Below are 13,277 nucleotides of genomic sequence, written 5' to 3' on the forward strand. Positions count from 1 at the left end.
GGCGGACTTTGTTTATATAAATCTAACAATTCACGTTCTACTTCCAATCTTCCCAGTTTTGGTTAAAAATTGAAGTGTCAGGAAAAGCTGTAGGATTGCCATTTTTTTCTAAAAGACGTTTCAGCGCTTCTAATTGCGGTTCTGGTTTAGGTAAGTCATCCACCAATTGATAGGGTGCTACAGCATTGTTAATCGCAAAGGCTGCTATTGTCCCCGCAGCTGCACCAGCAGACCATTCAAAAGAGTGTACGCGATAGGCAGCAGCAGCAATATGACTGCTAGCAATACTTTTACCGCCGACAATTAAATTATCAATTTTCTGAGGAATCATTGCCCTGAGGGCAATTTGGAAGGGATAAGCTTGACCCGCACCGCGTCTTTCACCAGCACGTTCTGTATTACCTGGTGTTTCTGGAGGGCTTTGCGTCATGCAGGGATGAAAATCGATGGCGTAGTGACCGATACCTATAGCGTCGGGGAAAACGGTAGAACGAGTCCGCCGCATTGCTTTATCTGGTGAAATTTGCCCGGAAATTACCGATGTTGCTTCTAAACCTGCTAGTGCTGCTCTTAACTGCCGATACATATCTGCGGGCAGGGTTTTGCGGTAATATTCATCATTATAGTTGCGGCGAGATATATCAATTTCCCAGATGCCAAAGCCAGAGGGTTGTCCCCAGCTGGGGCGGCCAATAATTCGCCGTCCTTCTCGCATATAAGGATATTTCGACAGGCCAGACACTGTCCCCATTGGGGAATTTAAGCCTGTTAACAAACGGTTATTTGGTCGCGGCTGCTTGACACCGTTTCCTAATTGAGAATCTGTTGTCCCAGCAACTAGCCAGTAATAATAGGAGAGAGCATTTTCCTCAGCTTTACGCAAAGTATCTGTTCTCAGTCCCCCCATCCAACCACCAGGCTGCAACTGTCCAGTACTGGCTAACTGTTGGCGAGTATAAATTAAATTATCGGCAGCAGTTCCGGGGCGGTAGTCATTACCCCAAGTCCAGTTTTGCATGGAGATATCCCCAGGAGTGGGAGCAATAAAATTTACACCCCCAAATTTTTCTGGTTGTCCTTTTTTAGGACTCCAAATACGACGGTAGGTGAAAACTAAATCAAAGTTTGCCAAGCGTTGCAATTCATAGCTGAAATATGGCGCATATTGGGGATAATAGGGAGGCATTGTTTGGGGTTGCGAGTCTTTGGTAGCCTCCATTGCAAAGGTGTAGGTAAAACCTTGAGGACAATAGGGATCGTTTTGGGGGCTAGAAGCAGACGGCTCTAAGTAGGAACGCGCATCAATACCTAAGCGGTAGGGAACATCAGCCAGCGCAATTATTTCCCCTGTTTCGCTAGCATCTACAACATACCAATTCGACGCGGTTTTTGGATTTTTTTTGGGTACGAAGCGGATAAGAGTTTTATTAAACCGTGATGAGTTGCCGTAGGTATAGGCATCTTCAATGGTTTGAGATAAAGGATAAGTATTGAGAGGTGGCGCACCTTTTGCTGGTTGGTGTTGAATAGCGATCGCACTATTAATTATTTTGCCATCACTACTAATTTCTAGATCTTTAATTACCGTATTTGCAAACCATTGCAACTTGCCTTTGCCTTTTTTTTCGGCATCTTTGAGCATCTGAACCAAAATGTTGTGAGCATCACGGGGAAGAAAACAAGAGTCACTCACCCAGCAGTCACCAGGGTTGAGTTTACCGTACTTGCGCTGAATGCGATCGCGCAGTTCCAAATAACCGCGAGAATAAAATTGACGCGCCCTTTGAGTTGGTCTTTCGTCTAATGCAGATGTCCCTTGAGCAGAAATTTGTCCCCCTAGCCAGTCGGTAATTTCTGTTAGACATACAGTTCGTCCGGCTAGCAACCCCTCATAAGCTGTAGCTGCACCAGAAAGTCCACCACCCACAACTAAAATCTCACAATTTACAGTTTTGTCGGGGTTTCTTGGTGGTGCAGCACTAATAGCAGAATAAGGTGCGAGAAAAGTAAAAATTAAGCTAAAACTTAAGAGCGATTTCTGTCCCTGAGCTATTTTTTGCCTACACTTCATTTTGGTGAATTCCTTCAAATCCAATATCAACTGTAGACGGTAGCATCTGGTAAATGTTTAGCTCAAGTTTTTTCTCGAAATTTCCAGATTATTATCTGCCGAGATCGCCGAGACTTCCAAATAGAGAATTATCCATCGCTGTTTTTACAGAAGATTAGGGGAAGCAGAGGGAAAAGAAATGCTTGACCCTTGACTCTTGACAAATCCAAACTTAAGCAACTTGAGGAACTCGCTGTTGCACGGGAATTTTAATTACAAATTCTGTGTCCTTACCAGGGATAGATTGACAACAGAGACTACCACCATGCTTTTCTGTAATAATCTGGTGACTAATAGATAATCCTAATCCGGTTCCTTTCCCAGAAGGTTTAGTTGTAAAGAAGGGATCGAATAACTTGGCTTTGACATCTTCGCAAATTCCCGGGCCATTATCGCTAATGTAAATACCAACCCAATCATCCCCAATCGTGGCAGTACGAATTTTAATCCGACTTGGATTTTTTTTGATTTCCTCAAATGAACGCTGTTGATTGTATTCATCTAATGCATCAATGGCATTAGCAAGTACATTCATAAACACTTGGTTAATTTGTCCAGCACAACAATCAACTAATGGTAAAGGTTCGTATTCTTTAACTACTTCAATGCCAGGATGCTCTGGTCTTGCTTTTAAGCGATAATTCAAAATTGTCAATGTACTATCAATACCCTCATGGATATTCATCGGTCTCATATTCATATCATCTACACGCGAAAAAATCCGCATAGAGTAAACAATTTCTCGAATACGTTTTGCACCGATATTCATTGAGTTGAGCAGCTTTAACAAATCATCTTCGATAAATTCTAAATCTGTTGTTTCTAGTTCTTTTTGAATGCGGAGTGTAGGATTGGGATATTCTTGTTGATAAAGGTGCAGAAGATTCAGCACTTCTTGAGTATATTCATTAGCATGACTGAGATTACCATAAATAAAATTTACGGGGTTGTTAATTTCATGAGCGATTCCTGCTACCATCTGTCCTAAGCTAGACAGCTTCTCGCTTTGAATTAGCTTAATCTGCATTTGTTGTAGGTCATCATAAGCTAGGCTAACTTCTGTAACTTTCTGCTCTAATAAAGTATTTTTCTGCTCTAATTTCTGCGCTAGATCGTGCAGTTTTAAGTGTAATTTAACTCGCGATAAAACTTCTTCTTGTTGAAAAGGTTTGGTAATGTAGTCTACAGCACCAACTTCAAAACCTTCAATTTTGTTAGCAGTATCAGAAAGCGCGGTCATAAAGATAATCGGAATATCTTTGGTTGCTAAATTAGCCTTTAACTGACGACAAGTTTCAAAGCCATCCATCTCTGGCATCATCACATCCAACAAAATTAGATCGGGTATTGCATAGGTAACTCTTTCTAAAGCTACCTTCCCAGATTTCGCTACCCACACTTCTAAGCCAGCTTGATCGAGGGCATCAGATAAGACGCCTAAATTGGCAGGATTATCATCAACAATCAGAACTGTGGCTGTTTGTTCAGTTACAAGATTCATAGTTTTTATTTGTAAGATTGAATGAGTGCGAGAATGTCTTTGTCTTGAAATCCTTTTGCCAGTTCATGCAGCTTATTTGCAAAGGGGATGTATTTTTCATCCATTTCTGCAAGCAATGCTGCCTGTTTAATAATTCCTTTGAAGTTACCCTTCATCACTAACTCGTACAGAGTTTCTATTTCTGCTGGAGGCGGAGCAACTAGATCGGTATTTTCTGGCTCTAGTTGGCTGACATCATTCTGTTCTTCATACAGCCACTCTAGATGCAGATGTTTCCGCAATTTCTGGAAGAGATCGATCGCCTGTATGGGTTTGGGAAGAAAATCATTCCCGCCAACTTCCAAGCTGCGATGTTGATCGGTTTCAAACACACTTGCAGAAGAAACAATAATGGGAATGTCTTTGAATGCCTCTGACTTACGAATGCGCTCGATTAGTCCAAATCCATCAAGTTCTGGCATCAACAAGTCAGTCAGGACAAGATCTGGCTGAAATTCGGCAAGTTTCTGCCAACCCTCTTCGCCATTGAATGCTTCTTCTATCTCAAAACCGATGGGACTGAGCAAATTTGCAATGACTGAGCGATTTGCCCACTTGTCATCAACGATCAGAACCTTAGGATGCCAATCTTTGATACCAATAATTTGACCCTTGTCGTCAGCTTGCGATGTTTTTACCCATTCATCAGCTTCGGGCAGGTTGGCATCAAACCAGAAAATACTACCAACTCCCATTTCACTTTGTACGTAAATGGTGCTGCCCATCAATTCGACAATTCTTTGGCTAATTGCCAATCCCAACCCTGTACCCTCGGTTTGGCGGCGGCTATCTCCTGCTTGCTCAAAGGGTTGAAAAATAGCTTGAAGTTTGTCCTGGGGAATACCGATACCCGTATCGCGAATTTCAAAGCGAATTCTTCCTTCACAGGCATAGCTAATTGTAAAGGTGACGCTGCCAGTGTCGGTAAATTTGATGGCATTGCTCAGAAGGTTGATCAATACTTGCCGCAAGCGTTTTTCATCAGCACGAATGCCAATAGGTAATTCGGCGGCTAATTGATATTGGAACTTAATATTTTTCAGTTCGGCACGGATGCGGCACATCTCGGCTACGCCTTGCAAGAATGCTGGAAAGTGGAAATCACTTGGCATGAGTTCGACTTTCTGCGCCTCAATTTTCGACAAATCTAAGATGTCATTAATTAAGGTCAACAAATGAGAACCGCACTGATAAATTACATCAATACGCGATCGCTCTTCTGCTTGCAAATTTTTGGAACGCTGAAGAATTTGGGCATATCCCAAGATACCGTTGAGGGGAGTCCGCAATTCGTGGCTCATGTTGGCGAGAAATTCGCTTTTGGCATAACTCGCGGCTTCTGCGGCTTCTTTGGCTTTGGCAAGGGCGATTTCTGATTGTTTGCGATCGCTAATATCTCTGGTGGTGGCAACAATGCCCAGAATGTTACCCTGAATATCCCGCCAAGGGCCCTTTGTAGTTAGGAAGGTTCCTCTCAACTCTCCTTGATAGACATCTTCTTCATAAGACTCGGTCATGCCTGTTGTGATGATTTGGCGGTCTTTGTCCATGATTTCCCGTGCCACCTCAGGCGTTAGGATTTCAACGTCAGTTTTGCCGACGATCTCCTCAACTGGCTGACCCAAGAAGTTGGCTAAATTGGAGTTGAGAGCAACATGACGCCCCTCCAGATCCTTAACAACAATGAAGTCTGGCGTACTTTCTAAAATCGAGCGCAACAGTGTATTGTTGGCTTGGAGAGCTTGTTCAGCTTGTTTGCGATCGTGAATATCGCTGCAAGTGCCTACCCACTCTCGGATGCTGCCATCTACGTTGAGGACGGGAACGCTTCGACCTTGGAAATAGCGATAATTACCATCTGCACCTCGGATGCGATATTCTACGTCATACAAGCTTTTGGTTTGTACTGCCTGCATCCAGGACTGAGCCGTTTTTTCGCGATCTTCGGGATGAATTGCATCCAACCAACCAAGATTAACTACTTCGGCTGCGGTTTGTCCGGTGTAAGCTCTCATACTCGGTATGTCTGGCGATCGCCCTTGAGAATCTGCTGTCCAGACTATTTGAGAAGTGGCTGTAATCAAGGAACGGTAACGTTCTTCGCTTTGTTGAACTGCTATTTGCGCTTGTTTGCGATCGGCAATATCTTGAACTGTAGAAATAAAGTATACGGGTTCTCCAGAGGTTTTACGCAGTAAAGAAACGTCGAGGTTAATCCAAATTATCGAACCGTTCTTATGGATATATCGCTTCTCCATTGAGTAGCGAGGAATTACACCTTCAAGCAACTGCTGGACATACTCTAAATCGCTTTCTAGGTCATCGGGATGAGTAATATCTTGAAATGTCAGTGCTACTACTTCCTCACGCTCATACCCAACAATGTCACAGAAGCGTTGATTAACCAGTAACCAATTTCCATCTAAACTGACATGACAAATGCCTATGGCTGCTTGTTCAAAAGTTAAGCGGAATTGTTCTTCGCGCTCTTCTAACTCTAATTCCGCTTGCTTGCGTTGAGTGATGTTTTCGCTAAACAACATAATGCCGCCGATTTCACCACTGGCGGTATACCAAGGACGTATAGACCAGCTGATCCACGAGATAGAGCCATCTGCTCGTGGATAGGGATCTTCAGTAGCTTCTGCGATCGCTCCTGCTAAACACTGTTGGTGAATCTGCTTCCACTCTGGTGTAACGTCAGGAAATATCTCATAGTGAGAGCGTCCAATAATATCATTGCTCAGTTGATATTCTTCTAACCATTTGCGACTCGTACTTAAATAGCGCATTTCCCGATCGAAGATGGCCATGGCCACAGGATTGTACTCAATTGCTTGCTGCAAAAATCCCGCGCAGTCGCACAAACCGATTTGTGCCTGGTTGCTTCCATTCACACAAGTTTGTGTTCCAACATATGTCTGGGCGTTTTCAGATGGGAATTGTTGGCTCATGATCAATCCTGAATTCCAGCTGGGGTTATCGGGTTTTTATGCGATCGCAGGTTTAGACTAGCTCCACATCTGAGCTTTTTGTTCTAGAACAATCCCTGTTTGGATGTTCGTGCAAAAGTGTTGGCTGTCAAATTTAAAACATAAAATAGTCAAATCATTTCTGATTCCTCTATGATCTATTGAATCGAATAGTTGTAAAGCCGAGATCCGGGTAAAAACGGAAATATAAGTTTACATTCCCTATTTTTGAATCAACCAGAAATAATTATCTGAAACGTTTGCTGGATCGAGAAAAAAAATTTCTTTTGGCTTTTAATCAGTTAAAAATTGTTCTGATATATAGTAGCAATAATAACTAACATTTTTAACGTCTAATTATATTTACTTAGATATAAATTTTCTGTCTTGGTAGCTTAACAATGAGGAACAAGGAAAGAAGGATTTTTGGCTGTTCATAAGGGCATCAAATAAGCTACCTCACAGCTAGAAGCCTTGTCATCACGAAGGTGGTCGCATGGGAATACTCCAACACTGGGCGGTGCGCACGATCGCAGCAGCGGCATAGTTGCGTTGAGCAGCACGATTAGGCGCAAATGCTGTACCTGTCTCATTTAAAGGAGAGGCGGCGCGACAAGTAGCAGACATATTGCGGATTGTATCCCGCGCCCAATGTTTTTGAGTATCGCTAAAATCAATCGGCTCGTCGCCGCCAAACTGACCTCGACCATCCCAACCGCGCAGTTCTACGAGGTAGCGGTAAGCTGCATCCAACACTACCACTAGTTCCGCACGGGTAACTGCTTGCGTCGGACGAAATTTGCCATCTGCATAACCGCGAAATATCCCTAAGTCCCGCACATACTGGATTTTGGCAGCACTCCAACGGGTTTTGTCTACATCGGGAAAGGGATTTTGTGTGGCTTGGGTGGGTATCGTTGGCAGTTTGGGTGGTGGAGGTTCGGGAAAAGGTAGATTCCCTCTTGCCAGCGGTGCTTGCTTTAAAGCTTCCACTACTATTGACACCATCTGTTCTCGCGTTAGGCTGGCTTGCGGACGAAAGGTGTTATTCTCAAATCCACTAATAATTTTGGCGGCGATCGCTTGCTGAATTTCTTTGGCATAGCGATCGCCTTTAATATCTGTCACGCTAGCGCTGGGTGTTTGAGCGTAGACCCGCAGGGGCTTGTCGCCAGACATCGCACCTAAGGTTATCGAGCTTGCAAGCAATATTGTCAAAAGTAGAGAGTTAACTAATTTGCTGGGTTGCAAGTTCACGATTGGCGTAACTTGTTTAACCATAATAGTGAATCTAATGTTCAAAGTGGATTTTGAGTGTTTTTTAGATAGTTTGCAAGCATTTATCTCAATGTTTTGGATTTTAGATTAAAAATCTTGACTACCTGCTGTTATCCCAACGTCAATCCCAATAAATTTTCCCACACTTCCATGATACCAAGAACAATAAATATGCCTACATGGTATATTCAGAGGCATTGATGAAAATTAATTTTATAGATGCAGTAGGTTATTAAATGCGTGAAATAAAAAGTCGTTTTTCTTGGTTAACTCTTAATAATATTTACCCTTATGCTGTCTTCATAATTCTAATTTTTGCACTTGTAATTCGTCTGTTCGGATTAAATAAAGGAATATGGAATGATGAATATGCAACAATTGACAAGATTTCACAACCAAGTATTTCTGAGATGTTTCAATTATTGAAAGAAGATGTTCATCCACCTTTATATTATATATTGCTTTATTTCTGGGGTAAAATTAGCAAAACCGAAGAATTCTTGAGAATATTTTCTATTGTTTTGAATCTGGCTTCTTTGGGAGTGGTAACGATCTGGATGAAACAATACTCCCGTCTAGCTAGTGTTCTCACAGGAATATACTTAACCACTTCTCCAATAATCCTCAGATATTCACAAGAATTAAAAGCTTATTCATTGCTATTTTTTGCTACATCTATTGCATTTTTATTTGCCTCTCGTGCGATCGATAAACCAGAAAAATATTCAGGATATATCGGCTTATCATTTAGTTTGTCAGTAGCTGTTGCTACACATTTAGTTGGTATTATGTTGATACCTGCCATTCTTGGTTTTATGACAATTATGGCATTGATATACAGAAAAAATATTCAATTTATTAAGGTTGCTATCACAATAATTATCCCTTGTTTGATATTTGGTTATTTTAAACTTTACTGGTTAAATGAACTCCAACAAATACAAAACACTTGGTGGTGGATGCCTCCGATAGATTGGCATTTATTATCATCCACTTCTAAATATGTATTCGGCTTGTCATCCTTGTATTTACCAGATTATATAATTCCGTTGGTTGGGCTGATTTTTTGCGGCTTAATTGCTATTGTTGTGATTTTTGGCAAATATAAAGTGAGTTTTCCATTCTTTGTGTCCGCAATAGTTTTCTGGTTAGCAATTATAATTTACTCTGTGATTAATAGCCCAATATTTTACTATAGAACAATTCTGCCTAGTCTGATACCTTTGATTGGATTTTTGACATTGCAAATAGCAACTATACAGGCTAAAAGAGTTAAAATAGCAGCTATTGTTTGCTTAGTTTTATTATCTCTAATATCTACAGTTAACTGGGTGACTAATCAAGCATATAAACCTGTAGAAGAGAATAGGAAAGTCGCTCATTTTATCGAGTCACAATGGCAATCTAAGGATTTGGTTCTATTTTATAACGGATTTTTTTCAGGGACAGTTCAGTATTATTTTGAACATCTGCCTACCACAGGGCAAATTTCCATAATAGATACAAACCGTGAAACCATCGATCGAGATATTAGTACAGCAATAGCTAAAAGAAATGGCAACATCAAACCAAAAAACATCTTTTTAGTTGTTGTTATGGCAGACTTTGAAGGCTACAAAAATTTATTATCTGCGATCCAATATAAATTTGGAAGACAGGTAAATTTTTACTTGTTGTTTATCAATAGTCATAATCCATATTTTTCAAAAAAATTTACATCTATCAATGAATATCTAGCAGCATCAAAATCTCAACTGGGTGAACCATCCTCATATCAAGACTTTGGCTCCTATGTAATATCCAAATATGAATTACAGTGACTATAGTAAACATGATTTGAAGTGATATATAGCCAGACGCTCGCCTAACTCTCTCCCTTATATTAATAGTCAACAAGAAAGGCAGTCCCAATGAAAAAGAAGGGGATCGGAGAGCAGGGCGGAAGAAGACAAAAAGACAAGAAAAGAGACGAGGAGAAATGGGAAATGCTCTTTGACTTTCGCTGCTACCTATTGTCTGTTGACTCTTTACTCAGAACTATTTCAAAGCAGAAGGGACAATTAGTAAGCGTGTAAGAGGATGCATAAAAGCCTTTCTATGCCAAGAGTCTAGCTTTTTGATGCAAAGATAACAATCTGTTTCATTCGATATAACTCGTGTTAATAGAAGTCATGAGGCGTGAGATTCTAGATAAAGTCACATATTAAATGGAGGTTAAAGACAATGGTACAGAATGGGAAGCCAACAGTTATTATCACAGGTGCTTCTTCGGGGGTGGGTTTATACACTGCCAAAGCGATGGCTAACAAGGGATGGTACGTAGTAATGGCCTGCCGGAATTTAGAGAAAGCGGAAACAGCTGCCCAATCTGTAGGAATACCCAAGGATAGCTACACTATCCTGCATATCGATTTAGGCTCCTTGGATAGCGTGCGACAGTTTGTGAATAACTTTCGAGCCAGCGGCAGAACTCTAGACGCTTTGCTGGGCAATGCAGCAATTTATATGCCTTTAATCAAAGAGCCGTTGCGCAGTCCAGAAGGCTATGAGTTGACTATGACTACTAATCATCTCGGTCATTTCCTGCTGTGTAACCTCCTGCTTGAGGATATGAAGAAGTCACCCTATAGCGATCGCCGTCTTGTTATTTTAGGAACTGTGACGCACAACCCCGATGAACTCGGTGGCAAGATTCCGCCACGTCCAGACTTAGGAAATCTCGAAGGCTTTGCCGCCGGATTTAAAGAGCCAATCTCGATGATTGATGGTAAGAAATTTGAACCTGTCAAAGCCTACAAAGATAGCAAAGTCTGCAATGTGTTGACGATGCGGGAACTACATCGGCGCTATCACGATACAACTGGTATTGTCTTCAGTTCTCTATATCCGGGTTGTGTGGCAGAAACTCCCCTATTCCGCAACCACTATCCCCTGTTTCAGAAAATCTTCCCATTGTTCCAGAAGTACATCACTGGCGGATACGTCTCTCAGGAATTATCTGGCGAACGAGTTGCATCGGTAATAGCCGATCCTGAGTATAAACAGTCTGGTGCTTATTGGAGTTGGGGAAATCGCCAGAAGAAGGATCGTAAATCCTTTGTGCAAAAAGTCTCTCCTCAAGCTCGTGATGATGAAAAAGCCGAAAAGCTTTGGGATTTAAGCGCAAAGTTGGTAGGACTTGCGTAATCTGGAGTGTCTATAACTATGCCGATCGCGGATTTTCTATCCTGCGATCGCCGATCTATAATCCAAGTAAAAACATCCTGTTAGCAGTAGTGAATGCTGCATCAGCCGAAAGTGGACACTCATGGCATCAGCGGGGCAAAAACACCAGACCTTTTCTTAGTATGCGGACTCCAAAGTTTAGGGCAACATTGTGTTGCCGTACTCAAGGAGTACGATGTTAAAGTCAACGCCATTGATGATGTCGCACACAAACATTGGGAAGTCCCAGAAGTACCAAACTTATTAGAAAAGTTAATTATCGGCGACTGTCGCCAGCCAAGTGTTTTAGAGCAGGCAGGTATCCACCAGTGTCGTTCAATACTGTTAGTCACAAGAGATGAACGTTGGAATATCGAAGCTGCCTTTGCTGCCAGGCGTCTTAATCCCCAAGTTCGCCTGATAGTACGTTCTGACAAGCAAAATTTTAATAAACTATTATCCGAAAATCTAGGTAATTTTGTTGCCTTTGAGCCTACACAACTCTCTGCTCATGCTTTTGCGCTCACAGCTTTAGACTCTGAAGCTATTGGCTATTTCACTATAGAAGGGCAACTGTTACAAATAATCGAGCATCGGGTACAACCAAAAGATAGCTGGTGTATTGGTAAGCCAGTACATAGGCTCAATCTCCCAACTCGCCGCATCTTAAATCACACACCTATTTCATCTCACCCACCTAGAGAATTGTTTGAGTGGAACCCAGAAGCAGAAGTGCAGGTGGGAGACAAACTAGTTTATATTGATGTTGCCTACGAGCTAGCTTTACCTGAGCAAGAGATCGGGAAATATCACCGTCATCAGTGGCAGTGGCAAAAGTTTTTCCACAGCATCACGCCGAAAAATATATTGCAGAAAGTAGGGCAATTTTGGCAATCTTACTATCAAAGCCAAAATCAAATTCGGCGGATTGCCACAATCTATGCAATTACAGTAATAGTGCTGTGGTTGGTGGGAATAGTTCTTTATCGCTTGTATTATCCTGACATCACTCTGCAAGAAGCTTTTTATGCGACAGCAGTCTTGCTTTTGGGAGGATACGGAGATTTATTTGGCGGTGTTGAGTTCGCATCCCAAGCACAACCTTCAGATCGTATGCCGTGGTGGTTGCGGTTGTTTAGTCTAGGATTGACGTTAACAGGACAAGCTTTTGTCGGAGTTTTGTATGCTTTGTTAACCGATGCTCTTGTTACTTCCAGATTCCAGTTTTTCAATTCCCATCCTCCTATACCCCAACGCAACCATGTGGTGCTAATTGGCTTAAATCAGCTAGGACAGAGAGTGGCTGCGATTCTACAAGATCTCAACCAACCGTTAGTAGGAATTGATACTACAAATCTCGACCAACAGGCCTTAGCCGATCTGCCGTTGATTGTTGGTAATGCGCTCGAAGCACTTCCGCAGGCGAATATCTCCCAAGCCAAAAGCATCGTATTAGTTGGCGACGATAACATGGAAAATCTGGAGATTGCGCTGATGGCTCATGCCATGAATCCCGCCACACGCTTAATTATCCGTTCTCGCGATCGCCATTTTAGTGACAATATCGCCCCATTATTTCCCTATGCTCACGTTCTCTGTGGCGCAGCTTTGTCAGCAGAAGTGTTTGCTTGTGCTGCTTTTGGTGAAAACGTTCTGAGTTTATTTCGTTTAAGCAATCAAATAGTCATGGTGACAGAATACAACATTGAAGCAGGCGATACGCTCAACGGGTTGCTGCTATCGGAAATCGCTCATGGCTACATTGTTGTACCGATTCTTTACCAAAAATATCGGCAAGATAATTACGCGTTAATGCTTTGGGATGATGTCAAACTGGAAGTAGGCGATCGCTTAATTGTTTTAGCTACAAGCCGCGGTTTACAGCGAATTGAATGGGGTGAAATGCTGCCGCGTCTGTGGCAAGTACACATTGAAAAAGCTTTAACTAAAAATGCTCTGGCTGATGGTGCAGAGGAAATAGCATTAATTACAGGATGTAGTTGCACTACTGCTAGGCAATGGATGAATAATTTACCTGTGGTATTGCCAACACCACTTTATAAATATCAAGCTCAGTCTCTTGTGCGCGAATTAAGAAAAGTACAAGTTTTGGCAAGTTTAATTTTTAGCGATCGCGCATCAAATAGCTAATACCAAAAATAGTAATCAGGAA

At 41.9% G+C, this 13,277-nt stretch carries 7 protein-coding genes; 3 read left to right on the forward strand and 4 right to left on the reverse strand.

Annotation, left to right across the window (positions count from 1 at the left end; translation table 11 throughout):
• Positions 1-37: 37 nt before the first annotated feature.
• From AACU33_RS14290 to AACU33_RS14305, 4 genes are all read right to left on the reverse strand, one after another.
• Positions 38-2,071, reverse strand: coding sequence for an FAD-dependent oxidoreductase (locus AACU33_RS14290; protein WP_096589327.1), 2,034 nt, complete (start codon positions 2,069-2,071; stop codon positions 38-40).
• Positions 2,072-2,282: 211 nt separating this feature from the next.
• The gene (locus tag AACU33_RS14295; protein ID WP_096589328.1) at positions 2,283-3,611 is read right to left on the reverse strand and encodes a sensor histidine kinase; all 1,329 of its coding nucleotides are present in this window, start codon (positions 3,609-3,611) and stop codon (positions 2,283-2,285) included.
• Positions 3,612-3,616: 5 nt separating this feature from the next.
• On the reverse strand, positions 3,617-6,604 hold the full coding sequence (locus AACU33_RS14300) for a PAS domain S-box protein (RefSeq protein WP_096589329.1): 2,988 nt from the start codon (positions 6,602-6,604) through the stop codon (positions 3,617-3,619).
• A gap of 498 nt (positions 6,605-7,102) precedes the next feature.
• A complete protein-coding gene (locus tag AACU33_RS14305; RefSeq protein WP_096589330.1) occupies positions 7,103-7,903 on the reverse strand; it encodes an S-layer homology domain-containing protein in 801 nt (266 codons plus the stop codon).
• Positions 7,904-8,136: 233 nt separating this feature from the next.
• On the opposite strand from AACU33_RS14305, the gene AACU33_RS14310 reads away from it, so the two are divergent.
• From AACU33_RS14310 to AACU33_RS14320, 3 genes are all read left to right on the forward strand, one after another.
• Entirely contained in the window at positions 8,137-9,720 is a 1,584-nt protein-coding gene (locus tag AACU33_RS14310) for a glycosyltransferase family 39 protein (protein WP_096589331.1), read from the forward strand.
• A 403-nt stretch (positions 9,721-10,123) separates the two neighbouring features.
• Positions 10,124-11,086, forward strand: a complete 963-nt coding sequence (locus tag AACU33_RS14315; RefSeq protein WP_096589332.1) for a protochlorophyllide reductase — start codon at positions 10,124-10,126, stop codon at positions 11,084-11,086.
• A gap of 93 nt (positions 11,087-11,179) precedes the next feature.
• The gene (locus tag AACU33_RS14320; RefSeq protein WP_096589333.1) at positions 11,180-13,255 is read left to right on the forward strand and encodes a potassium channel family protein; all 2,076 of its coding nucleotides are present in this window, start codon (positions 11,180-11,182) and stop codon (positions 13,253-13,255) included.
• The last annotated feature ends 22 nt before the right edge of the window (positions 13,256-13,277 follow it).

Source organism: Calothrix sp. NIES-2098, from assembly GCF_963875125.1.
Taxonomy (GTDB): Bacteria; Cyanobacteriota; Cyanobacteriia; order Cyanobacteriales; family Nostocaceae; genus Aulosira.

What these genes read in the sequence shown, in the direction of transcription:
- AACU33_RS14300 (WP_096589329.1), bottom strand. Translation starts at nt 6,604, where the DNA reads ATGAGCCAACAATTCCCATCTGAAAACGCCCAGACATATGTTGGAACA.
- AACU33_RS14310 (WP_096589331.1), top strand. Translation starts at nt 8,137, where the DNA reads ATGCGTGAAATAAAAAGTCGTTTTTCTTGGTTAACTCTTAATAATATT.
- AACU33_RS14295 (WP_096589328.1), bottom strand. Translation starts at nt 3,611, where the DNA reads ATGAATCTTGTAACTGAACAAACAGCCACAGTTCTGATTGTTGATGAT.
- AACU33_RS14315 (WP_096589332.1), top strand. Translation starts at nt 10,124, where the DNA reads ATGGTACAGAATGGGAAGCCAACAGTTATTATCACAGGTGCTTCTTCG.
- AACU33_RS14305 (WP_096589330.1), bottom strand. Translation starts at nt 7,903, where the DNA reads ATGGTTAAACAAGTTACGCCAATCGTGAACTTGCAACCCAGCAAATTA.
- AACU33_RS14320 (WP_096589333.1), top strand. Translation starts at nt 11,180, where the DNA reads ATGCTGCATCAGCCGAAAGTGGACACTCATGGCATCAGCGGGGCAAAA.
- AACU33_RS14290 (WP_096589327.1), bottom strand. Translation starts at nt 2,071, where the DNA reads ATGAAGTGTAGGCAAAAAATAGCTCAGGGACAGAAATCGCTCTTAAGT.